The sequence below is a fragment of the Brevibacillus sp. NPDC003359 genome, from assembly GCF_042878995.1.
In the GTDB taxonomy this organism is placed as follows: Bacteria; Bacillota; Bacilli; order Brevibacillales; family Brevibacillaceae; genus Brevibacillus.
Window position 1 is genome coordinate 71,466 of record NZ_JBIAOR010000007.1, and the last position, 23,633, is coordinate 95,098.

Consider the following 23,633-nt stretch of genomic DNA (forward strand, 5'->3'; position numbering starts at 1 on the left):
AAAGACAGCGCAACTTACGGTATAGTACAATTAGAAAGAAAGATGAAACCGAGCTTAATAAAGGCAGTAATGGATCAGAAGTAAATGATCCTGAAGATGATAGTCGGGGAATTGTTACTTGTGAGGTTATTGGCTGTGAGTTTTACAATTTTGAGCATACGGATGGCTCTATTTCGCTAGAGCCGCGATATTTGGGGAAACAAAAGAGTTAGTCTGTTACAAATGTCACGGTTATCAGGGAAGAACACGGCTAAAAAAGGCGAATGCTTCCTGACGGTTGGACCGCCAAGGACGTGCGTATACTGTAATGAAAATAGGCAAATCCCAGATGGTCAGAATTTTAATGCTACTTGGGAATCATAATGGAACGGATCGAGCAAATGCTTTAAAATTTTGCGTTTTTTGGAAGTGAACTTTTTTACAAACTAATACGGAAGAGGATTGAATGAAAATGGACTTTAAGGTTAAAACAGTCATACTAGGTCAGGTGACAAAGCAATCTTGTAACGTCTATATACAGCGCGTTAACGAAGAAAAGGCAGACGTTGTATCGATCCCCTCGCTAGAATGGTCAACAATTATTCCAGACGATGAAGGCATTGGAAGCATACAAGAATTAGAAGAGTTACACGAACGCATCTGCAAATCCCTTGAACGTTCCCTTTTTTTCCGCGACGCAGACATTCTGGCAGAGAAGATCCTACGATGGGTGACACATCACGACGACTAGATTCACTCTAAGCAGTTCCATTTCAACCCAATACTCATTGTGTAAAGGAAGCTTCAGATGACGTCTTATTTTTTGATTATATTTGGCGTGGTAGCGGGGATTGTTTTAGCCCCAGCAGTTATGCTGTATTTCAAGGGTAAAGATATCGAAAGACAGACTATTGATTTTTTCGGTCGAAAAATTGATGAAGAATAGTTTAATTAGGAGAGCTGATCTATCCAGATGCTCATTATGAAAAGAAAGGGTAAAAAAACATGAAAGTTTATGAATTGATCTAGCTTCTCAAAAAGATGCCTCAGACAGCGGAAGTCAAGACAGAGAATGGAGATTACTTAGCAGATCCAGAGCACGTGGAAACGGACTCGCGAGGTTATGTGATAATTCGTACCTCTTAGGCTTTACAATTAGCTCAAATTGATAAAATGGGAGGTGAAACGTCGCATGATACAACATATACCAGCATTTTTAAAGCCGATTAATATCCACGCATACAGAAAGGAATCTGGTGAATTACCTTCTATTACTGGTCTCTTTTATGTAATTCCTTCTCCAGAGCTAACAAGTCGCTTGTGTTATGAAGTAACCTATGCAGATGGAGAGATTGATTATGTACCTGTTTCGGATGTTGAATCGGGAAATTGGGAAATTGTTGTTTCAAAATGAATTTAACATTTTGAATAGAATAATTAAATTGCCAAAACATGCGATAAACCATTGGTACGACTGGCTTTCTCTATAATGTATAACAGTATATTTTCAGGTTTACTTGCAGATGGCCGGTATGATAGGCTGACCAGCCAAGCGGAATCATGGTATGTCTGCGCTCTAACGCGATCCATCACCCCACTATATAATGTGGTACATCATATAGAACCGCACGATTCTCTAAGCCTGAAAGCCAATCTGATAGGTTTTAATATAATGTGTAAGGAGGAAAGAAATGATAAACACAATCAAAATTACTCGGGATGAACTGAAGCCATTCACAAAAGAGCTAAAATTAGATGGTTGGCAATCGGCCCATTATTACACTCGCCGAGGAGTCAATGTAGACCGTCTTAGAAATTTAGCAAAGAAAGGCGATATTGGAGCTAAGGTTTTGAACATTGAGGGCTACCAGACATCTTGGTATTACCATGAAACAACGGTTAATGAACTTCGTGAAAAATCGCTGATTTAACCTATTAGTTGTTTAGACATAGGAGGGAGCTGGTAAAAATCACATTTGTCTCAAACGAATCGTAAAAAGGTTTTGAAAGAGCCAGTAGACATTCGATTAAAAGAGTTGTTTCTTGAAAAGGCTATCTATGTCTTTGATAAGATAGCAAGGAAACAAAGACCTGACAGAGTTCCAAAATTAGAAAAGTTTAAAGTAAGGTTTGAAAAAGTTAAAAAACTAATGAGCTAAAAAGGTACTTTAATTTAGAAAGAGAGGTATTCACAATGGGAAATGACTTAATAAAACACGCAGAATCCCACAATCCAATGGTCATATCTGATGATAATAGTGTAATTGTAGAGAGTATAAATCAGTATCTGTATTCGTTTGACGACCTAGCGAGAGACTTCCCCCAATTTAAAGAGTTAATACCAGTTGGAATAGAAATTGTTGATTCTGGTGTAGGTTCTCTGCTAACAACTATCCGTGATACTCCTGAGATTCTAGATAAAGTTACGCTTGTTAAGGGATTTGTCGGAGATGCGCTTCATATTTTAGTTCGACTTGATCAATTCGCTGTACTTCATGACAGCTTTGATTACGAGACTGATAACTTCAACCCAGAAACTCCTGAGGAGTTGACTGCAATTTGCGAGAAGTTCGAAAGTATTGATTTATGTCTTGATAAACGTACAACAGAAGGGGTGTTAATGGAAATGAAAGAGAAGGGCTTTGAGTTCTAGAGTTAACGTTCAATCAAAATGTAACAAATCTCGTGGTAGTGCAGAATTGATGATAAACATCTTTTTATCGGAGGATTTTATGTTTCACACTAAAATGTATAAACTTTTCTTTTCAGCACTGCTATGTGTGCTCATGCTCAATGGTTGTACAAGTAGTAATGCGTCTACTGAAGCCACTCCAGCAGTAAACGCAACAAACGCAAAAACAACTACTTCAAACACCACAGACACCACTTCCACAACTGCAAGTTCACCTGACCAGAAACCCAACCAAGAACAGTCAAACAATTCAACCGTCACAACCACATCAACTGCGAACGGGATACTAACCGTCCACTTTATAAATGTGGGTCAAGGTGGATCACAACTAATCATTAGCCCAACAGGTAAAACGATCCTTATTGATGCAGGTAATAACGATAAAGAACAGGTAGTTACAGACTATCTTAAGAAAGTAAACGTCAAAAAGGTTGATATTCTTATTGGGACACACCCAGATGCAGATCATACTGGAGGCATGGATGCCGTCATTCGAAACTTTGAAATAGGCAAGGTATATATGCCTAAAGTTCAATCAAATACAAAGACATTTGAGAGTGTAATGACAGAGATTGCTAAGAAGGGCTTAAAAGTCTCCACTGCAAAAGCAGGTTTGAAATTAGAATGGGAACCAAATGCATCAGTAGAGATGATAGCTCCTATTGGTACATATCAGGACGCAAATGAAATGAGTGCTGTCATTCATCTAACATACGGTAACAATTCATTTTTGTTCATGGGTGATGCGGAAGGAGAAAGTGAGTCTGACTTACTAAAGTCACAGGTAAATTTAAAATCGGATGTACTCCTTGTTGGTCACCATGGCTCTAAGACATCGACTAGTCAAGAATTTCTAGATAAAGTGAAACCATCATATGCTGTTATTCAAAGTGGAAAAGGGAACAAGTATGGTCATCCTACAGACGCAGTGTTGAATCGACTTTCAGATAAAGGGATTAAGATACATCGAAATGACGAACAGGGGAATATTGTCTTCACATCCAATGGAACTGATATCAGTGTTTCAGGTAATGATTGGAAGCCCATTGAAACTAAGAAAAGTACAGACACTAGTACGCTAACAGGGACAACACCAAGTGTAGTCACTCCAGAGCAAGTTGATTCTGTTTATTATAAGAATTGCAGTGAAGCAAAGGCAGCTGGAGCTGCACCACTCCACAAAGGAGATCCCGGCTACCGAAGCGGCTTAGACAGAGATAATGATGGTGTAGCATGTGAGAAGTAAAGGAGGGCTTTATATGAAAGCAATTGTTGATCGCTTTGAAGGTGATTACGTAGTAATAGAGGTCAATGGAGAAACTCAAGATGTGGAGAAAGGTAAAGTTGCAAACGGTGTAACTGCTGGAGATACAGTTGACCTAATTGATGGGATATGGACTAAGGATGAAGAAGGAACAGAAACAAGAAGTGCTGAAATCAAAAAGTTAATGGATAGTGTTTGGGAAGATTGAGAATCCCAAATACTATCGCAAGTATGAAAAACAACTGGCAAAGTGGTAACGGATTCAATTCCACAGACAAAAAGGTAATAAAAACCGTAACAAAGCACGTATCAAAGTAGCTAGGCTCCATGAAAAAATTGCAATACCCGTAACGACTTTCTACATAAGCTGTCAGCCAAGCTGATCAACGAAACCAAGTGATCTGTTTGGAGGACTTGCAAGCGGAAAATATGGTTAAAAACCACAAGTTAGCGAAATCCATTGCGGATTCTTCGTGGTCTATGTTTCGTACGATAGGCGTGGCTGTTGTGCAACTGTTCCTGGATACACACTGCTCATTAAGTAAAAAACGAGAGGTGAATTATGTACAAAAGTTTTCGGGTCAAACTCAGTTCTTGTAACCACTGTGGAGCAGATTATCAAAACTCTGGAAATTCTTATCGCTGTGATGAGGCTTATTTGGATAAACCGACGATTTGTGGAAACTGTCAAATTGGTAAGCTTTATGTAACAAACATTGTTAGTGAAATATGTGTTTTGTGTGGAAAGATGGTTGAAATAAATGACGAACGTAAAAATAAATGTCCTGAGTGTGAAGCTAAGTTTGAATCAGCCACTACAAAATCTAGATAGCGCAATTTCAAATTGCTAAACGGATAAGCGTGGTTAACTGGCTGCTCACACTAATAAATTGGAGGAAAATCATGCAACTACAGAGAGGAACAACATATTGGGGTTATATTGGCACTCAAGAAGTGCATCGAAGGGTTAACCTGATCGAAACAAGATCATCTGGAAAAGAATACGTCAATTGGACTCAGAAGAAAAAGGACGGCACAGAAGGTCAAACTCGTTGGACGGAGCTAGGTAAGTTCAAAGACTGGGTAAAAGGTATTTTTGAAATAGGCGACGCAACATAATGCTCAATATGAAAAGGAGTGATTATGGATGAAGGTTTGGCAATTGGTTGAACTGCTTAAAAAAATGCCTCAGGATTCTGATGTTAAGACAGACAATGGAAGGTATTTAGATGATCCAAGGCGTGTAGAGCATGATGAGCGGGATTATGTGATTATCCGGATAGACGATGAAGATTAATATAGGAGTGGACTAGATACTTAATGCTCATTATATTAAAACCTATCAGATTGGCTTTCAGCCCTAGATAACCGTGAGGTTCTATATGATTGTACCACATTATACAGTGGGTTGACTTGGAGCCTCTTACTGGCATGATGGATCGCGGAAGATCGCAGGAATCACATGACTCCGCTTGGCTGGTCAGCCTATCATACCGGCCATCTCCAAGTAAACCCGAAAATATGCTGTTATACATTATAGAAAAAACCAGTGATACCAAGGGTTTATCACACTTTTAGGTAATTTAATTATTCTATTCAATAAGTTAATGGGAGCGGTATTAAGTGGAAAAAAGTAAAAGCATTGAAGAGTTCGTAGATCAGTTGTTGCCGTTTCTTGATGGTGAAGAAGAATTACAGAAGATGTTAGAAAAAATCAAATTTGAAGATGCGTTTAAATCACCTGAAATGAAATGGGCATCTTGGGAAAAGGTTTCGTTAGTAGTAAAGAAAATACCAAATGATGTACTGGCGAGGTTTCTATCGAGGATTTAATACATCGCTCATTATGAAAAGGAGTGTTTTGAATGGGGTATAAAATAACGAAAATTGAAATGCCAAAAAACGATGAATGGGGCAAAGTCCAAATTAACAATTTCACGAATACGTATTTCAGATTTGAGCTCGTAAATGGTAAACCCAAGCTGGATACGAGTTTCTTTGCTGATCAAATAGAAGATCCGAACGAGAAACATAAACGTCTTTCGCCTGACAGTGACCTTTATAAATGGATACAACAGCTTTTAGAAGATTATGTGGAAGAGTTTCCAGTTATTAATATGGATTTTCAAAAGCAGCTTGCGTACATCACAGAAAGAAGGCGCCTTGTAGAACAGCTATTGAGGTATGTTGAATTGATTGAGGACGCTGTAAAAAGCAAGGATGTAGAGCGTGTACAGAAGCTTCAGGAAGACTTTGATTATTTACTTGAACAACTAGAATATGTTGGAAAACGTATTTAACAAATCGCGCTTGGTAATAAATGGGCATTATGAAGATTAACATTTTTATAATGAGTATCTGTTCTTGAAATAAGTAAGGGTGTTAAACGCATGGCTCAAATTATTACTTCAAAAACCTTTGCTGAACGGATTAATATGGAGTACACCCCGATAGAACATGAGGAATTCATTCAACAGGTACGTTCATTTTGGGAGAAAGAAGGCAAGGGTGTCTACAACGTCAAAGTGTTTGTTTCAAATGGTAAGAGTCCCCGATACCCAGATGAAAAGCACATAGCGATTGCTTTTGATTACCATGATATTTACGTGAAAATGTTATCTTGTTCAAATTTACATGAACAAGGAATGGTACACGTAGTTGAAGCAGGATACAACAAGAATTACGTGTATATAATGTCGGAGCTTATTTGAACGCTTGTGTACTGTGACAACCGGAATGCAGGCGTATCATGGCTAGTTTCCCCGGATGGACGGGCGTTCGGTCCAGGGGAAATCGCAGGGAACTTTCGCAGGCTTCTCTTGCAGAGGCTCTCGGTGTTTCACGTGCTGCTATTTCTGACCAAACTACCAGGGGAACACTGCCGGCGTTCGACGGGTTCGATCAGAACGGACTGGGATATTGCATTATGAGACAATACGACACTTACTTACGGGGGAATCAAGATGGTTAACAAGGCAACTCCTGACAAGATTGTTCATACAAAAAACAGATCAAATACTTTGGCTATAGTTAACCTTGTTGTTGTTTTAATTGTATTTGGTTTCATAGCGTGCGAGGAAATGAGGCTTTTTGCAAATGACCAATGCGTCGAGTGTAAACGTGGATATGAAATCAATGACGGTAGCAATGGGAGAAACGTTCCTCTGGGCGTGTGGGATATTCCTCAGGGCGAATGGGATTAACGTACTGCTATTAGAATAAATAGAGATTAGTTGTATGAGTCTATTCTTTGAAATGTATTGGCATTTTATTTCTTTGGGAATTGGTAGTTTATACGAATTAATTTTCGTTGGAGTTTATAAATAAGGTCATATTTAACAGTGTTACTATTTGCTCAAGAATCAAATAGTAATGAGGAAAAATCGTATGGAGATCAATCGTGATGGAATTTTTTCAGTGGATCGAATAGTGGCATGACAATAAAAAAACCATGAATGCAGTCAAAAAGATTGGCGAGGGGATCAAATATACGGTTGTGGTATCGTGGGATTACATCAAAAACATAGCTTTTATATGAAAAGTGGTCATAAACAGTACGGGTCCTTCTGCGACAACTGCTCAAATTTATTATTGAAAATTTAAAAGTCTGCTCAGAGGGTTAAATCTCGGTGGAGATATGGGATGGAGTCAGACTACTTAACATATTAATAATCATGGTTTAAAATAGAGAGAGAGTAGTCATTTTATTTAATTTTTGCGGCCAGTCTTGGGTCAGCGGTTAAAAAGGTTAGAATAAGTCCATTTACTGGACATACGAGCTAAGTACAGGATTCGTATGCCTAAGTGAATGGGCTTTTTTTGCCTTTTTATCTTTAGGAGGGTGAACTGAACATAAAGATGGAGCGATGAATCAAAAAGTATTTAATAGGTAATTGTTCTGGATTTAAGCGATCTATCCAGGATACTCATTACAAATCGAAATGGTGGTGTAGAGATGACTACAACCTATGAGGACAATGGAATTGAATACACAGCTTCAAATCGTCGAATAAGATATAATCCAGAATTTCACGAAAATCATGGGAAACCTTTCACAGTAAAAGAACTAGCGTATATGTGTTCTATGTGGGATGGCATGAAAAAAGCTGATATAGCAATGGCTCTAGGTAGGACGCACGGAACTGTCTTGAGTAAAGTATATCAATTAAAAAAGAACGGACAGTTTGATAATTACAAAAAAATGGGGTGCTGATTTGCGAAATCACCTAATCTTTTGGTCGGGGGGAAAGTCTAGTTTTTCGGTGGCCGACTGGGTAAAGACGCACTATCCTGAGGACAATATCGTGTTGTACTTCACAGATACGCTCTGGGAAAATTTCGACTTATACAGGTTCATTGATGAAGCATCGGACAAGTTAGAATTGCCAATGTTGACGCACAGCGCAGGACTTAATCCGGTAGAGTTAATGTTCGAAAAGAAACTGGTCTTCAACAACATGATCGGGGACTGCTCTAAGGTTTTGAAGATGAAAGTGGCGGCGGATTTTCTCAAAAAAGGCAAACGACCTGTAATCGAAAAGTGGCGCAACAAACAGTACCTGAAGGCAGATGACTTCGTGACTAACGCGACTCTGTATTTTGGAATCGGATTCGAGGAAATGCACCGACAGGGACCGATCATTAAGAACTGGCACCCGTTCAAGGTGGAAATGCCACTGATCGACCACAGCATAGACAACAATGAGATTTTGAAGAAATATGGGATCAGACAACCAGTACTATACGACCTGGGATTTAGTCACAATAACTGCGGCGGGCGGTGCGTGAAGGCGGGCCAGGGACACTACAAGAATCTCAAGCAGAAAATGCCTGAGGTTTTCCGCCAGATTATGGCGCAGGAATATCACCTTAATATGTGTGTATCGGCCTATAGATTCATAACAGACAACACTGTTCCTGAACAAGATCGAATACCGCTCCACGTTCAGGAAATCATGCTTCAAGAATTGGACGATGCGTACCGAGATTACTTCTATGGCAGAACGGATAAGCCGAAGATGTACATTCACCCTGCATCGGGAGCTTCAGGAGAATACATGAAGATCCGGCAGTACAGTTTCATGAAGAAGCAAAGCCGACCTTACGCGATTAGGGACCTACATTACGATGACGAGAGAGAACCGAAGCAGATAGACATGTTTGAAATCGGCGGCTGCGGTTGCTTCTCGGATTCTGACATGAGCGCCAATTTGTGATTTGAACATATACTTGCCGCAGTTGCAAGCTATTTTAAATCTCAGTCAAAACATTTAATGGCATTTTAGAAGAATGGAATGACAAAAAAGAACACCCCGATTCCATTAGAAATGGGGTGTTCTTTTGTAATAAAGCAACAGGACAAGCATAAAGTAATATTGTAAGACATGTCTTACATTTAACGGAGGAGCAATATGTTTATTAAACCGCTGTATTCAACCGTATCCTCAAAAGGCCAAACCGTAATTCCAGTAAGTCTACGCGAGGATTTAAACATACAAAAAGGGAGCACACTTTATTTCCAGCAGCTATCCAAAAATACATTCATAGTACGAGTAATGGATGCTGGAGAGAGTATTCCTGAATCAATGATTCCGAAACAAACCAAAAAGATTCCTTCGATAGGGCTGAAAAAACATATTAAGTCCTTTTAGGTGATTTCTTTTTACGAAGTATTGTAGATGGCAAGAACTTCTCTTGTTCACTTAATTTTCGGGATAGTATCCTCAAAAAAGTATCCTCGTGTTTACACGATCGATGGGGGAATGGAATGACTTTTTTATTCATGCATTGTCCTTTCTAACTTATTAATAGTACTAGTTTTTCCAATATTTAAGAATTTAACCTGAAAGGAGTCAAACGAGGTGAAATTAAACTGGATAAACAGAGCGATCAATGGGTATCAACGTGTCGAATTTTCCGTAGGCATTAAACAATATAACCAACTTGATCGACTAAAACATGCAGTTAATTATTTCCGAGAAAGAGAAGACAATGGAGAGGATACGTTTGTATGTACGGACATTCCATCAATTTCAAGGGTCTTTATCATTACCGGCATTGAACATGCCATGCGACAAGGATTCTTACCATTTGCAAAAGCGGTTTATCATCATTTACATAATCACTATTTTATGGACTCGCCGAATGGTCATTCGTTCAAGAAAACATATGCTTATTTGCATGTGTCCGAACAGAAGGCCATCCATGATTTATATGCAATGATCCAAGAATACGTAGAAGATGAACATTTGAATCACATGCAGCAGCTTTTCATTTTCACTGAAGAAGAGCTCATCCGATTTTTTATCAAGTATGGCTGTAATGAATTGAACAATAAAGCAGTAAAAGAGGCTTCGCGATTGTTATCGGTACACTCTATCTAATAAGTTAAAGGTGTAGGACATGGGACAATGTCCATGAGATCAGATTGAAGAGAGGGGGAATAGATATGGTTAAACGAGCGGGGGAGAGGGCAAAAAGGAAAGATAAGAAGAAACAGATCAGACCATGGCTGCCAGGATCACATTTGGCCGAAATTCAATCTTTGGCAAAGTTTTCACAACATTCCGCTCAAGCTTCCATTATGGAATACTTAGTAACTAGGTGTGTAAAAGATCGGACGTTTATCGAATATGTAAAACCCTTACTGATAAGGACAATTAAATTACCGAGCAGTTATGATTCCATTTATTATTCCACACTTATTGGTAATCAGTATCCAGAATTAACTGCACATGATCTTTACCAAAATCTTAAAATCGGGGTTACGAGAAGAGCTTCTTTTTATGTAACAAAGGATTTGAAGGAAAATTACCTAGTCCCGCTCACTTCTGGTTTGGATATTTCCTATGACGGTCTGGCCTCGATCGCTATTGACTTTACTTTGCGTGAATTATTGGGGAAGATTGCACCAGGATATATAACCAAATACGTTAATTCTATGAATGTAAGACACATTCAACGTAAAGTTAATTAACATAATTAATGTAAAACTAAGTGGGGCGCAATTATTAAACGAGAAATTTATTACACTGTACATCAAAGAAGGGAAATATCCCGATTCTTACTCATGCGAGTTTACATAATGTTTTTATCGTAAACAAGGAGTCAATTGATTCTGGTCGCTAAACATCATAGAATGTATCTGCTATTTAGTAGGACAAAATTGGTATTTTTATTTATGTTATTGTATGCTTGATATATGGGGCTATTATAACATTCTAGCTAGTTAGGGAAGAAAAGGGCGTGATGAAATGGTTAAAAAACCATCGACTCGCAAAGAAAGAGTGTCCTGGCTGGTTCAGAAAAAAGGACCTGGATTTGTAGGAGGTTTGGCCCATTTAACGGATCGAGAAGTAAAGAAATACTTTGATTTATTGTATAGGCCTGGTCTTCCGGATTACGAAGCAGATTCATATGAGCAGACTTGTTTGGTTTGCGAGTGTGTCGTGAGGCATTATTGTCAGTGCGATTGTGGTACAAATGTAGCCGTAGTTAATGAGGATGATCCGTCACTTGGGAATGCGAGAAAAGATTATCAGCTTAGTAGAAGCTGATTTATCAAATAGTTATCGTGTTTCCACGGACCGTACTGATAGTACACGTCTAGATAAAAAATGCTCAAAGAGAGAAATAGGAGGAACTAGGATCAATGAATAAACGCCAGTTGAAGAAGAATGAAAAGAAATATATCCCTATTATTGCAGATGAAGCTATTCTTCTTACAATGACTGAGGATGAACAAAAAAGAGCATCAGAAGAATATATGATTTACCGGAATAAATATGCTTATAGGAAAAAATATAAGGAGCTTAAAAACGCCAAACCTTTGCTATATTTCTATCCTTTGGGTAACTCTGTAAGTCAATTTGCCGAGAAGCTAGGGAAAAGAGCAAGGAAGGGGTATTCGGCATTTGGAACTCAAGCATTGGATGAAAAAACTCGCAGTCTTTTAGAAGATGTTTTTATTTCAAGGTCTGAAGCTGATAGAAACACGAATTAACAATGTTGTGGTCGAGTGTACCTAGATACTCAATGCTCAATGTGAAAAGAAGTGAGGCGTTAAGGCATGTTTATGGGATTAATGAGTTTTTTCATAATTGTCATGGTGTTTATTTTAGGAGGATTCTGTGGCGTGGTTGCTGCTTCTCGTTATAGAAAGAAGCAGTAACTTAGCCAGGCGTATTGCTTTACAAACTTAACGTTATCTGGACTTAAAAACGAGAAAAACACTCTTATCAATGGTCGAACCGATGTGCATATACAGTCAACGTATTCATCTTGACAATGAGCCTCGCGGTATCCAGTTCTACCACCGCACCTCCCCGCCTAGAAAAGACACTAAGTATCTAAGTATCCAGCGATGAGTTGACGGAAGACGCCTGGATACAAAATGCCCATTGAGGATAGAATTCTGGTACAAGAAAACGAACCAGTACATCGTACTGTGTACTCAAAGTACAGAATCGTTCTTATAAAAAGGAGGTTTCTCACCCAAATGGAAATAATAAAAATTGCTCAGTCAGCAGCCGCTGTGCTTCTGATTATTATTGGATGTTTTGGGCTTGTGATGGCGAAAATGAAAAAAGATCAAAATAACCACCAAAAAGCCAATCAATTTATTATCGCATCCGTAGTACCTGTGGTTGGAGGGATTGTATGGGCATTAGGAGCAAGCTACTTATAAAGGAACTGTATGTTGACGGAAATGTTTCTCCATAACGTTTTTTGACTTTAACATGATTCCGTACCAGACTGAGGACCGGATGAAGGGGGTCATAGTAACCCTCTACATGAAGATTCCCGTTTTTGCGCGTGTTGAAGCAAGCGTACCAGTCTGAAGAAATCCTTTTCGTGGAATCGCACGGCCGGCCATTAGATCGAGCTGCCTTTCAAAAGGCGCTCAGTGATTGGGAGCAGCTAGCTCTGCTCACAGAGCAATACGGGCAAAACAGAGAACGGATCGTAAGCGAGATGTGTACCTTCCTCCAGGTGTCAGAGCTTCTCATGAATTTTCAGAAGCTCTCGAATGGTTCATGGTAGAGGATGCCTACCAATGATCCGATTCATCGGGTTGGTACATTTGATTTTGTGATTGCTACCTACTAAAACCCCTACAATCGCAGCTTCACGGCGAAGATCGACACCGTGAAGCTGCGGTTTTTTACATGGCCGAATACGTGCAATGGCCTGACGGTTTCAAACTCAACCGATTTAGGCAATACAGGTGGAGGCGGCTCTGCACAAACACGAAGAATTTGCAAGTAGCTGACGGTATTCGAAGCTAAGGACTTAGGTTAAGAGCTTTGAACTATGAATAATACCTTTTAATGACATATTATTTGATCGAGATCAAATAAAAGTCAAGTAAATCAGTACATGAAAAAGAAATTACATGTACTGAACTTTATTTTGATCGATCCTGAGAGCGTATATACCAAGTGTAAATGCATCGGGGCTTTTGAATCAATTATAGATGCTATTGCTGAAGATTATTTCACCAATTATGTATCGTTAGGCTACTCGTGTTGTTAACGTTAATTAAACTGTGAAGCAAGTATACAAATGATCGTATTTTAGTGAACATGTTTGTGTCACTCGACAATAAAAATAAATATACATCCAGTCCATAATATCTAATTCGTATATACTCTAAATAATCTATCTAACAAGTATGACGCTGGTTAAAGCAGTGTGCTTGTGTCGCCAGACATCATTAGTAGGGGTCTATATCGCGAGTATCAGCGGAAATTAGATAATTATACATAATGTTAATTATGTGTAATCACTATAAGTTATCTTTGAGAACAAATGTTTCTGCCAAGGAATATTCGTGGTACAATTTACCCATAAGTGGCAATGATATAATCGAAGGAGTGAAGAGCATTGGCCCTATGTCAAACACAGTTTATCGGTTTTCATGAAGCCATAAAATTAAAGGATGAAAACAAAGTTCTACGTGAAAAACGAGAAATAATTGAAAAGAGAATCAAGGAAAACTTGCCTGAAGAAGCAAAATCGTACGAAGTTTTCAATCAGGGTTCTTATGCAATGAATACCGGTATCCAGCCCCTTGATGGCGATTATGACATCGACATGGGGTTGTTTTTTGACATGTCCACAGAAGATGCCACTCCAATTGAAGCTAAGCAGTGGGTGTATGATGCAGTTAAAGACCACACAGATGATGTGACTTTTAAAACACCATGTATAACGGTTAAGTATACAGCAGGATACCACGTAGATATTACTGTATATTCAGTAAGTAATTCAGATGGTAAGCTATATCTCGCAAAAGGTAGGAAAAATAGTAAGGAAGAAAATAAAAAATGGGACGAATCAAATCCGAGAGATTTGGTTTCTACCATCAACGGTCACTTTACAGATGCGGATGATCGTAAGCAGTTTCGTAGGGTAGTGCGCTACCTTAAGCGGTGGAAAGATGTACACTTTTCGAGTGTCAACGGGAAACCTACAGGAATTGCGTTGACATCTTGTGTGTATCATTGGTTAAGCGTTCAGAAGGATACAGATCCTTTCACAGGAAAAAGTACTTATCGTGACTTGGACGCGGTGATCAATGTCATTGAAAGTATGATTTCTCGGTTCAATACGGTATTCGAACTAGAGGAAGGAGAAGTTAAAAGTTATTCTCGCTTATCAGTAGATTTGCCGGTGGAACCATATCCAGAATTATTTGTAAAGATGACAAACAAGCAAATGGAGACTTTTAAAGAGAAGCTTGAAGAATTTAAGACTGCTTTAAGAGATGCGAAATCGAAAGCAGATCCAGTCGATGCAGCTGAAATCCTTCAGAAACAATTTGGAACGGATTTTCCAGTACCGCCAAGGCCGACAACAGGAAAACGATCTATGGCAGTTGCAACGATTCCTAGTTCAGAATCAGCGCTATGAGAATGGGGGATGTGCTTTGGATATCATAGAACTTGTTGAACAAGATATTGCTCAGATCGATCAAAACCTGATCCAAAGCAATATCCGATTACCCCTTGACCCTCGACTTAATTATCGCGAATGCAAATTAGTAGCTGAATTGATTGTAAAGGTTGAAGGGAAACCCTCTGTTATTACGGTGGGTTTCCCTGAGTCATATCCTGGTAAGCTGCCTCTTTTTTTTGATCGCTCAAATCAGTTTGGGCGCATTCCTCATAAAGAATCAGACGGTTTCATTTGCTTCACCAGAAACGAATCTATGATCATTGATACCCGACATCCTGGTTCGCTTCTCCTTAATTGCCTAATAAAAGTTATTGATCTTGTTGAGAAGGGAATCAAGAGAGAGAACCTAGATGAGTTTGCTTCTGAATTTGAAGCATATTGGGCTAGACAAAGTAAGCTGTTGACCATCTATGCTCATATTGATATTGATCATAGACAAGTACGTCCATTAGAGCTGCGAAAAGTAGTTGAAAATGGTAATGAACTGTTAGTTGCAGCAGAGCAAGGAATTTTAATACATCATGTTGCAGCTCAGCTATTTAAGGTTGATATGGCAGAAGGCACGAAACATCGATGCTTCTACTTGCCTATGGAACCTGGAACCTTTTTTATGCCCCCTCCGCTTAACGAAAGCTGGGACTACGAAACTATACGATTAAACCTTACAAATAATCTCTCAATAAAAAATCGCAAACGTTTTTTTCGATTATTTCGAGATAGAAATCCGCTCATTTCAGATGGAGACTACGTAATAGTCGGATATCCAATCCCAAATGGGCGCTGGGCGCTTTTTGGCTTTCAATTTTCTTACCCCACATCTCAGTCTACACGTAATAGGAGAAGCCGTATCATATCGTCGATTCAGTTACATCCTCTCGCCCAAAAGCCCAGAGATCTGGATATTCGCCCAACACAGATTAAGAGATGGCATCCCAATCATCTGTTAAGTAGAACTGGTGGTACTCCATCTCTCCTAGATAAACATGTAGTGATCGTGGGGACTGGATCAATAGGTAGTAACATTGCGATGAGTCTTGCAAAAGCGGGAATCAAGCAGCTTACACTCATCGATGAAGACTGGATGCAACTTGATAATATTCATCGCCACGCACTTGGATATGATCAGGTGTTTGAAAAATATAAAACTGGTCTTACAGGAAAATTTAAGGTGATAGGTCTGAAAGAAGAAATACATCGTAAGTATCCGTTTACCTCAGTGAACATCTACTTAGATCAATTTGAAGTTGTTTATGAGAAAAACAATGTCGATTGGTCTAGTGTTGATTTAGTCATAGTGGCTATAGGATCACCCAATGTAGAAATGGAAATCAATCAGCTTTTTCACGATCGTATTGAATCTCCTCCTGTCATCTATTCTTGGGTTGAGCCTTTAGGAATTGGCGGCCATGTTCTAATAACTCTGAACGGAGTCAAAGAAGGCTGTTACCAATGTCTATTTAGTCCGAGCGAGGATGACCCTATTTTTAATCGATCGGCTTTTGCACAACCGTTTCAAAGCTTTTCCAAAAGTATTACCGGTTGTGGCTCAACATTCACTCCATACAATTTCTTGGATAGCGAAAAAACAGCAAATCTGACCTTAGAAGCGACAATAAAAACCTTAACCAAGCAAGAATTTGATAATCCACTTCTTTCCTGGAAGGGAGATCCCACTTTTTTCTTGCAGATGAACTATAAAACAACCCCCAGGTTCTCGTTCTCTGTAGAAAAACTCAGTGAAACCAGACTTCTTTACAAGGACGCTAATTGTCCGGTTTGTAGGAGCGGAGGATGACTTCACCATGATACAAGAGTTACTATTCGCGTTACCAGATGGCAGAAGGGTACTAATCCGTTCGGTTGTTGTCGAGAGGTTGATGAAATATCAGCAGGTGGAGCCAAAAGATAAGGAAGCAGGTGGGATACTCATAGGAAGAATTCTACTTGAGGACGGCAATTTCATCATAGATGATGCTTCAGAACCACTCTCAAGCGATATTCGCTTACGAAACCGCTTTATACGAAATACCGACGGTCACCAAGACTATTTTAATACTTCTTGGCTGGAGAATGATGGGCACTGTTTTTACCTTGGCGAATGGCATACACACCCAGAGGCACATCCAATTCCTTCCTGTGTTGATACTAGAGATTGGAACAGAATTATGCGTTTAAATCATGAATCAGATTCTCTATTCTTCGTAATTGTAGGCACCCAGAGTGTACATGTTTGGCAGGGGAATAGGGTGAATTTAAAGATAGTAAAGTTGATGATAGTGGAGGAAAAGCATGTCTAGGAAAAACTTAGAAACAGCTGAGCGTTATCACTTATGGATGGCTTCAGCTGGACTTTGCTCTTTTAAGGATGCATCGAACACTCCGTGCAGGAAGCGACTTATTGCAGAAACAGACGGGCAATTAACGAATATTGGAATTGCAGCACACATTATCGGCCACGCACCAGGTTCAGCTCGCCATGAATTTGCTGCTGAATTTGGATTCTCTCCGGATAACTTAGAGAAAATCGAAAACTTAACGATGATGTGTAATCACCATTCGAAATTAATAGATGACAATCATACGAGAGGCACATTTCCTCCCCATCTCTTATTTAAGATGAAAGACGAACATGAAAAATGGGTACTTTCTTGGTCGGAACAAAAACGTAAAAAGAGTATAGCCTTAATCCATAAGCGGTTAGGTCCACCGACGATAAATATTGACTTCGATGGTGAACCTCCCTATATCATGGTTGAAGCAGTAGAAGATCAAACAGAGTTTACTGATTTTTCACCTGAAGGATGGAGACTAGCGAAAAAACAAAACGAAGAACTGTTTCAACGATTTGTTAAGCGTTTCCAGTCAAATGAAGCACAAGCTGCTGAACTATTTCCAATTTCTCCGATCCCTTTGCTCATCCACATGGGTTTTCTAATTACAGATACTATACCTATTTCTGTATATCAATTCGATCGTGAAAAACAAGTATGGGTAGCTGATAGTCCTGTCGCTCAGAATATTAATGATGATTTGGGATTAAAGGCACATGTAACTAAGAACGAGGGAAAGTGCCTTGCTGTGACTGTATCCGTTAGTGGGCAAGTGCGCCAGTCTGATGTAGGCGCAACTCTCTCTGACAAATATGATCTACTCGAAGTAAGCATTAATAGTCCGGGATTAAAACGAGTGCTATTTAAAGAACAAGTTCTAGCGATTCAACGGCTTGTAAAAGATACCACGGAATCTTTGATTCAAGAAGGTGAATATGATAAAATTCACCTTCTTTATGCGGGTCCAGCAGGTCTAGCAGTTGAAATCGGTCGAGGAATTAATCCTAGGATTTGGGGAGAGGTTTGTCTGTATCAATACTCTGTGCAGCAAAAGCCTCGTTATCAATATGCACTTTCTCTAGTGTGAGAAGCTGTTTCGGCAACGCTGCTATTATCCCGTAAACGTGAAATCATTTTCATTAAAGCTTCGAAGGCACCTGTATGGGTACCCTCATAAGGAAACGCCCATAAAAGGGCGTTTCTTTGTAAGTGAAGCTCTAATTCAAGCGATCTAGGGGATTATGAACACCGCACATGAATCACAACTAATCCGAAAAGGCAACTTTTCGGATTAGTTGTTTAAAGAGTTTGCAATTTGTGGTAATATATAATCACTTGTAGTCAAAGGGTGATCTACTTGAAAAAAGTTGATATTGAACACATTTTATCAATTTTACCTGAAAACGCTGACCAAAGAAAAGTCAGAAATGAGGAGCATTTCCTTAATAGTCTTGCCTTTTTTTATAACAATGCTTTCTACTGGAAGGACTTACTTAATGATTGGACTCTTTATTATGCTGATCGTAGTTTAGACTCAGTAACAGTACGAAGACGCCTTATTCATATGTATAGTAACGATCACTTTAAATGTGAAGATACTTGTTTAGAAATTACCCCAGGTAATATCCCAGCATATACGGATAGAATGTTTTTGGAAATATGCAAGGTTAATTCACCGCTAATCATCTTTCAAGAAATTATTGGCGCGAGGCTAAGCAAAGTATTTTTAGATCGTGTTGAATCTTTGTTCTTCGATTCTGGGCTGAAATATGAAGTTGTAAATGTTCTGCTATGGCATACTCTAAAGAGCATGAACTTTGAACTACCTAGAGCTTACATAGAAACGATTAGAGATAGCTGGATAGCTAAGAACATTCAAACTGCCGAAGCTGCAATACAGCAAATTACGGAAAAGGAAGAATTAAAAAATAGTCATAAGAGAACTTTCGCTAGACAATCTCAGAAGGGTAATATCAATATGAGTTTCGATCAAACGATATCTTTCACATTGGAGGATATTGAGACACTTATTCGGAATATTGTTCGGGAAGAACTTGAGCCAATAAAGAAACTTCTGTCTCAAGAAAAATGTCCAAAATGTAATGCCTTATTAAGTCCGAAGCATGGATCTAAGGGTGCTTTTTTGGGATGCACGAACTTTCCAGAATGCAAATATTCCAAGTCATTATAGAAAAAGAATTAAATTTATCCCCCCTCCCCGTTTGTTGTATATTACAGAGTGTATTTAATTAACCGTAATCTTATTATGTAAACAACTATGTCGAAAATCGTCATTTTCGGAATAGTTACGAACGTTTGTTCTATCTTGATTAAGGATGGTGTTTCCCTCTTGAAGAAAAACATCGAGATTGCCATCGAGGAAAAGCTTCGTCAGAAGTTGTTGCGTCTCCCAGAATTTGTGATGGATTTCTTTAGAAGCATTGAAGATACAAAGCAACTGCAAACGAGGTTCGAGTATGCAAAGGATCTCCTCATGTTCTTTGAATTCTTACTCTCCTCCAATAAGTGTGACAGGGATGATGCAATCGCCCTTCAACCAATTGACTTGGATAAATTAGAGGAGAATGATTTTCGTGACTTTTTTGATCATCTCAAGTCTTATACGCTTACCTATGCTACAAAAAATAAAGTTGTTTCTCGAATAGTTACTAACGAAAATGGCAGCAGATCAAGAAAATTAGCTACATTACGGCAATTCTTTTCATATTTATTTAAGAAAAAGCTTATCTCCAGGGACGTTACTCCTAATATTGAAATTAGCGTAAAAAAGAAAGCTACAATCAATGATAGACTCACTCCTGATGAAATGACTCGCTTCTTCCAAACGATTATGGACGACATCGAGGTTAAAGGCGATCATCAAATGGCCTATCACGAAAAGCTTCGTATGCGCGATTATATAATGTCACTATTACTGGCGTATACCGGAATACGTGTTAGTGAGCTGATCCAACTAGATGTGAGTGATATCTACCTTCAAAAGGAGCAGATCAAGGTTATACGTAAAGGTGGAAAAGAGGAGTTAATTACACTCCCCTCTCGGATCGTCGAAGATATTTCCGACTATATTGAGGATCGTAAGCGACAAGAAAACCTTTCGAAAGGTCATGAGAACGCTTTGTTCCTTTCTCTCCAAAAGAAACGAATAGATGCAAGAACGGTCCGCCAAATGCTTGAAAAATATCGAAAACGTAGCAAGATTGATACAAAAATTACTCCTCATGTATTCAGACGAACGTTCGGGACCAATCATTATAACACCTATGAGGATATGTATCTAACCGCCCAAGTATTAGGACACACTTCTGCCGAGACTACACGTAAGTTCTATGCTGATCCAGATCAAGCTCGTGTGGACTGGTCAATGCAGAAATTTGATTATGAGAAAAAGGATATACAGTCTTCCGATAAGTACAGCAAATTAGCTGCTAAGTTGGGAATTAGCGTGGAGGAATTACTAAAGGAGCTTCAAGATTGATAATCCAATTAATAACCTTACCAATATGCATGCTATTCAGTGTTCCAACTATCTGTAAACTCAAATTGGAAAATCAACTTAACCAGGCGGTGAATATATATGAGCATTAAAATGCAGTGTAGAATCAAATTGCCCTATGTTATAAGGCTGAAGGAGCCAAAAGATTATGAAGAAATGTTTTCATTTCCAGAGTTTGAACTTTTTAAACTTACTTTGCTTTTTAACGATGTTAAATATGAAAGCATATATAATGATGATCATGCAATTGAATCTTGCAAAAATATACAAATTGAAGTTATCACACCGGACTATGATTATAAAAAATATAGTGTTGGCACAATCATAATAAACTCAGAGGAGGTTGAATACAATGTTGACGATGTACCAGACCAGGTCGAAGTTGATATTATGTGTAAAATCGCTCTGCGCTTAAACGAAATTTTAGACTACATAAAAGAAAGTACAAAAATGTTTTGGATTACTGATATTCCAATTAATCCAGTAAGCGAAATGATTGGCGAATTTACTTCGTTCTATTTTTATGCACCAACCGCAAACCCTCGAAGAGAAATGACTTATCAGATCACAACAATGGACAACTATATGGAATCTGGAGTGGGAAAAATTGCATCCGGTAAAGTATACGATAATTTACTACCAGGATTTCATCAGTTCCAACCAGATAATTATAGATTGAGTATACAATTTATAGAAAAGGCTTTGCATGGTTTGTACTCTGGAAGCTTTTATGATGCTATTATTTTTGCTGCTATCGCACAAGAGAGTTTCATTACAAAATATATAGATGACAATGCAAATAGAGAAGACATAATCTTTAAGAAGTTAAATGAAATTAATGGCCATTTAATGGATCTCAAATATAATGTTATGCTTAAATACATTAAAGGTAAAAGCTTAATAGAAATAGATCCTGCACTGTATAGTGCTGTATTAAGTGTTTATAAGTTAAGAAATTCAATCATGCACACTGGAAAGATTACTAATGAAAATTTGCAAGAAGCTGGTATCCCGAGTCTTGATTTTGAACAAGTTAACAGATTAATAAAATCAGTTAACAAGGCAATTGATAAAATAAAGACTATGTAGAAAATCTCTGTAAAGGTTAGATTTGAGTGGTTCTCACTTTGATAGATTTTTATCAACAGAGTAAAGTAATCGTTGATAATGAACGATGAGTTTAATCATATTTATATAGAACCGTGGTGGCCTCATTGTGACCATTCACTTTATCCTGCTAAGAATTGTTTGTATGCATGCATTCACCCTTTAGGTCCCCCCTGTAGGAAAACGTTATTTCCTACAAGGAAAAATCAGTATTTACTTATTTAAAGTTAGAAATAATTCTAAGTCCCTGTAGAGGACAATAAAAGAGCCGCCCATTTTGGGTGGCTCTGCTTCTATTAGTCCTTTATACAGCCCCTCAAAGGCTCTCAGATTGTCTCAGTCGATTTTGTTGCTTCCTGCTTCCTCAGATAAGTTCACGGTAAAGTGAACTGCTTACTCCTGTCATATCCTCAATTTGTGTTACCGTAAACTCCCCACTCTCATGTAGTTTGATTGCTCTGTCTAGCTTCTTCTAATCCGTCATTGGGCGACCGTGACTCTAGTGACGTGAAGGGCTCCTTCACCTATATTTTATCGATAGGGCGGGATGACCAGCTTCCCGGTATAATCTAAATAGCCGTCGAGACCCCAATTGATGGCGTACAGACCGTTACGATCCATAAGAGAGCCATGCGGACTTTGATAGGTACCAAAATAACGCGGGTTTACAAGATACTCTCCTTTGCGATTGATAAAGCCCTCCCTGCCGTCGTGCAGGCGAACCATGGCAATACCGTTATAAAATCTGCCTATAGCTGAGTATTTCGGTTCGAGAATGACCTCTCCTGTCAGCGTAACAGCACCCGCGTAAGTTGATTGACCGTCTTCTTTATAAGTGTAGTAGCTGTAAATGCCTTCCTCTACATCCGATGATCCTGCAAAAGGAGTAAATTCGCCTGGCGGGATGATCCATTCGCCTTTTTTATTGATCAATCCTCCTCCAAGCGATTTTCCGTCTGCTTTCCAGTTTGAAGCATAGGCTATTCCGTTCCTGAAGGGAACGGTAAAATAATAGATCGGTGCGATGTTGTACTCGCCTTTGCTGTTAATAAACCCAATCTGCTTGTCTTTTTCTTGGACGGCGGCCAATCCGTCAGAAAATTCTCTTGCCAAGACGTACTTAGAGGGGACCAAAATGGTTCCTTTCGCATCCATATATCCGTAGTAAGGACCTTGTTTGATGAGGATCGGATCATTGGAATACTGCTGCCGTTCGGGAATGTAGCCAACGTAATCAAAGGTAGGCTGCACGATCCAATTCCCCTTCGTGTCGATGAGTCCCCATTTTTTATTCACAGAAGCAGCTGATCGTCCAAAACGGAAACCTACTATACGTTCAAACTTTGGAGGGATGACTTCCTTTCCTGCCCGGTTGATCACCCCGCTGCTTTCCCCAATCTGAAAGCTTGCAAGCCCTTCAGAGAAACTGGAAATATAGGTGTATTTATAGGGAACAATGAGTTTGCCAGTATGGTCGATCAATCCCCATTTTCCTATGCTCGTGTTTCGTACAAGACCGAGGCCATCTTTGAATTCCTGTATCGTACCGTTTTTTGGTAAGGTAAATCTCGCATGAATCTTGCCGTTTCGATCACTCAAAGCCCATTGATCCCCGGTAGGTTTTCTTAGTGGGTACAGCTGCTGGTTTGGTTCGCCTGCTCCTTGTGCGGATACACCAGCAAGGCTAAGACACGCCAGAATCATAGCTAGGATCGTTACAAAAAATTTCCGCATAGTCGTACATCCTCCAAGAATCTGATGAGATGGATGTCCCAATTATAGAGT

The 23,633-nt window shown here is 39.0% G+C and carries 30 protein-coding genes and 2 pseudogenes; 31 read left to right on the top strand and 1 reads right to left on the bottom strand.

Annotated elements, in window-relative coordinates; genetic code table 11:
* Nucleotides 1-451 precede the first annotated feature (451 nt).
* The 31 genes and pseudogenes from ACFYU8_RS18010 (at nt 452) to ACFYU8_RS18155 (ending at nt 21,830) form a co-directional block, all read left to right on the top strand.
* The gene (locus ACFYU8_RS18010) at nt 452-730 is read left to right on the top strand and encodes a YueH family protein (protein ID WP_390301446.1); all 279 of its coding nucleotides are present in this window, start codon (nt 452-454) and stop codon (nt 728-730) included.
* A gap of 57 nt (nt 731-787) precedes the next feature.
* On the top strand, nt 788-925 hold the full coding sequence (locus ACFYU8_RS18015) for a hypothetical protein (RefSeq protein ID WP_390301443.1): 138 nt from the start codon (nt 788-790) through the stop codon (nt 923-925).
* 246 nt (nt 926-1,171) lie between these two features.
* Complete coding sequence (locus ACFYU8_RS18020) at nt 1,172-1,393, top strand: hypothetical protein (RefSeq protein WP_390301440.1); 222 nt, start codon at nt 1,172-1,174, stop codon at nt 1,391-1,393.
* A 277-nt stretch (nt 1,394-1,670) separates the two neighbouring features.
* Nucleotides 1,671-1,910, top strand: a complete 240-nt coding sequence (locus ACFYU8_RS18025) for a hypothetical protein (RefSeq protein ID WP_390301437.1) — start codon at nt 1,671-1,673, stop codon at nt 1,908-1,910.
* Nucleotides 1,911-1,970: 60 nt separating this feature from the next.
* Nucleotides 1,971-2,037, top strand: a pseudogene (locus tag ACFYU8_RS31525) (IS200/IS605 family transposase); the annotation flags it as partial.
* Between the two features lie 136 nt (nt 2,038-2,173).
* Nucleotides 2,174-2,632 (top strand): hypothetical protein, encoded by a 459-nt coding sequence (locus tag ACFYU8_RS18030; protein ID WP_390301434.1) that lies wholly within the window; start codon nt 2,174-2,176, stop codon nt 2,630-2,632.
* Between the two features lie 79 nt (nt 2,633-2,711).
* Nucleotides 2,712-3,917, top strand: a complete 1,206-nt coding sequence (locus tag ACFYU8_RS18035; protein WP_390301431.1) for an MBL fold metallo-hydrolase — start codon at nt 2,712-2,714, stop codon at nt 3,915-3,917.
* A 13-nt stretch (nt 3,918-3,930) separates the two neighbouring features.
* A complete protein-coding gene (locus ACFYU8_RS18040) occupies nt 3,931-4,143 on the top strand; it encodes a DUF3006 domain-containing protein (RefSeq protein ID WP_390301428.1) in 213 nt (70 codons plus the stop codon).
* Nucleotides 4,136-4,430: pseudogene (locus ACFYU8_RS18045) on the top strand (RNA-guided endonuclease TnpB family protein); the annotation flags it as partial. The gene ACFYU8_RS18040 and the pseudogene ACFYU8_RS18045, both read left to right, overlap by 8 nt.
* Nucleotides 4,431-4,497: 67 nt before the next feature.
* Complete coding sequence (locus ACFYU8_RS18050) at nt 4,498-4,767, top strand: hypothetical protein (RefSeq protein ID WP_390302000.1); 270 nt, start codon at nt 4,498-4,500, stop codon at nt 4,765-4,767.
* 71 nt (nt 4,768-4,838) lie between these two features.
* Nucleotides 4,839-5,054, top strand: a complete 216-nt coding sequence (locus ACFYU8_RS18055) for a hypothetical protein (RefSeq protein WP_390301425.1) — start codon at nt 4,839-4,841, stop codon at nt 5,052-5,054.
* A gap of 28 nt (nt 5,055-5,082) precedes the next feature.
* A complete protein-coding gene (locus ACFYU8_RS18060) occupies nt 5,083-5,232 on the top strand; it encodes a hypothetical protein (RefSeq protein ID WP_390301422.1) in 150 nt (49 codons plus the stop codon).
* A 326-nt stretch (nt 5,233-5,558) separates the two neighbouring features.
* Nucleotides 5,559-5,768: a hypothetical protein gene (locus ACFYU8_RS18065; protein WP_390301419.1), complete on the top strand. Its 210-nt coding sequence runs from the start codon at nt 5,559-5,561 to the stop codon at nt 5,766-5,768.
* Nucleotides 5,769-5,800: 32 nt separating this feature from the next.
* A complete protein-coding gene (locus tag ACFYU8_RS18070; protein ID WP_390301416.1) occupies nt 5,801-6,235 on the top strand; it encodes a hypothetical protein in 435 nt (144 codons plus the stop codon).
* 90 nt (nt 6,236-6,325) lie between these two features.
* Nucleotides 6,326-6,646 (top strand): hypothetical protein, encoded by a 321-nt coding sequence (locus tag ACFYU8_RS18075; RefSeq protein WP_390301413.1) that lies wholly within the window; start codon nt 6,326-6,328, stop codon nt 6,644-6,646.
* A gap of 252 nt (nt 6,647-6,898) precedes the next feature.
* Entirely contained in the window at nt 6,899-7,138 is a 240-nt protein-coding gene (locus ACFYU8_RS18080; protein ID WP_390301410.1) for a hypothetical protein, read from the top strand.
* Between the two features lie 752 nt (nt 7,139-7,890).
* Complete coding sequence (locus ACFYU8_RS18085; RefSeq protein ID WP_390301407.1) at nt 7,891-8,148, top strand: DNA-entry nuclease; 258 nt, start codon at nt 7,891-7,893, stop codon at nt 8,146-8,148.
* A 49-nt stretch (nt 8,149-8,197) separates the two neighbouring features.
* The gene (locus ACFYU8_RS18090; protein WP_390301405.1) at nt 8,198-9,151 is read left to right on the top strand and encodes a hypothetical protein; all 954 of its coding nucleotides are present in this window, start codon (nt 8,198-8,200) and stop codon (nt 9,149-9,151) included.
* Nucleotides 9,152-9,346: 195 nt separating this feature from the next.
* Nucleotides 9,347-9,586, top strand: a complete 240-nt coding sequence (locus ACFYU8_RS18095; RefSeq protein WP_390301402.1) for an AbrB/MazE/SpoVT family DNA-binding domain-containing protein — start codon at nt 9,347-9,349, stop codon at nt 9,584-9,586.
* Between the two features lie 210 nt (nt 9,587-9,796).
* Nucleotides 9,797-10,318, top strand: a complete 522-nt coding sequence (locus tag ACFYU8_RS18100) for a hypothetical protein (RefSeq protein ID WP_390301399.1) — start codon at nt 9,797-9,799, stop codon at nt 10,316-10,318.
* Nucleotides 10,319-10,383: 65 nt separating this feature from the next.
* Entirely contained in the window at nt 10,384-10,911 is a 528-nt protein-coding gene (locus ACFYU8_RS18105; protein ID WP_390301396.1) for a hypothetical protein, read from the top strand.
* 675 nt (nt 10,912-11,586) lie between these two features.
* Complete coding sequence (locus tag ACFYU8_RS18110) at nt 11,587-11,937, top strand: hypothetical protein (protein WP_390301393.1); 351 nt, start codon at nt 11,587-11,589, stop codon at nt 11,935-11,937.
* Between the two features lie 495 nt (nt 11,938-12,432).
* Nucleotides 12,433-12,621, top strand: a complete 189-nt coding sequence (locus tag ACFYU8_RS18115; RefSeq protein WP_390301390.1) for a hypothetical protein — start codon at nt 12,433-12,435, stop codon at nt 12,619-12,621.
* A gap of 122 nt (nt 12,622-12,743) precedes the next feature.
* Complete coding sequence (locus ACFYU8_RS18120; protein ID WP_390301387.1) at nt 12,744-12,977, top strand: hypothetical protein; 234 nt, start codon at nt 12,744-12,746, stop codon at nt 12,975-12,977.
* Between the two features lie 843 nt (nt 12,978-13,820).
* The gene (locus ACFYU8_RS18125) at nt 13,821-14,849 is read left to right on the top strand and encodes a nucleotidyltransferase domain-containing protein (protein ID WP_390301384.1); all 1,029 of its coding nucleotides are present in this window, start codon (nt 13,821-13,823) and stop codon (nt 14,847-14,849) included.
* 16 nt (nt 14,850-14,865) lie between these two features.
* Nucleotides 14,866-16,689 (top strand): ThiF family adenylyltransferase, encoded by a 1,824-nt coding sequence (locus tag ACFYU8_RS18130; RefSeq protein ID WP_390301381.1) that lies wholly within the window; start codon nt 14,866-14,868, stop codon nt 16,687-16,689.
* A gap of 7 nt (nt 16,690-16,696) precedes the next feature.
* Nucleotides 16,697-17,191 (top strand): Mov34/MPN/PAD-1 family protein, encoded by a 495-nt coding sequence (locus ACFYU8_RS18135; protein ID WP_390301378.1) that lies wholly within the window; start codon nt 16,697-16,699, stop codon nt 17,189-17,191.
* Nucleotides 17,184-18,311: an SAVED domain-containing protein gene (locus ACFYU8_RS18140; protein WP_390301375.1), complete on the top strand. Its 1,128-nt coding sequence runs from the start codon at nt 17,184-17,186 to the stop codon at nt 18,309-18,311. The genes ACFYU8_RS18135 and ACFYU8_RS18140 overlap by 8 nt, the downstream gene beginning before the upstream one ends.
* 270 nt (nt 18,312-18,581) lie before the next feature.
* A complete protein-coding gene (locus ACFYU8_RS18145) occupies nt 18,582-19,415 on the top strand; it encodes a topoisomerase DNA-binding C4 zinc finger domain-containing protein (protein ID WP_390301373.1) in 834 nt (277 codons plus the stop codon).
* Nucleotides 19,416-19,574: 159 nt separating this feature from the next.
* Nucleotides 19,575-20,723 (top strand): tyrosine-type recombinase/integrase, encoded by a 1,149-nt coding sequence (locus tag ACFYU8_RS18150; RefSeq protein WP_390301370.1) that lies wholly within the window; start codon nt 19,575-19,577, stop codon nt 20,721-20,723.
* A gap of 99 nt (nt 20,724-20,822) precedes the next feature.
* Nucleotides 20,823-21,830, top strand: coding sequence for a hypothetical protein (locus tag ACFYU8_RS18155; RefSeq protein ID WP_390301367.1), 1,008 nt, complete (start codon nt 20,823-20,825; stop codon nt 21,828-21,830).
* Nucleotides 21,831-22,379: 549 nt separating this feature from the next.
* On the opposite strand, the gene ACFYU8_RS18160 is transcribed toward ACFYU8_RS18155, so the two are convergent.
* Complete coding sequence (locus ACFYU8_RS18160) at nt 22,380-23,582, bottom strand: WG repeat-containing protein (RefSeq protein WP_390301364.1); 1,203 nt, start codon at nt 23,580-23,582, stop codon at nt 22,380-22,382.
* Nucleotides 23,583-23,633: the final 51 nt, after the last annotated feature.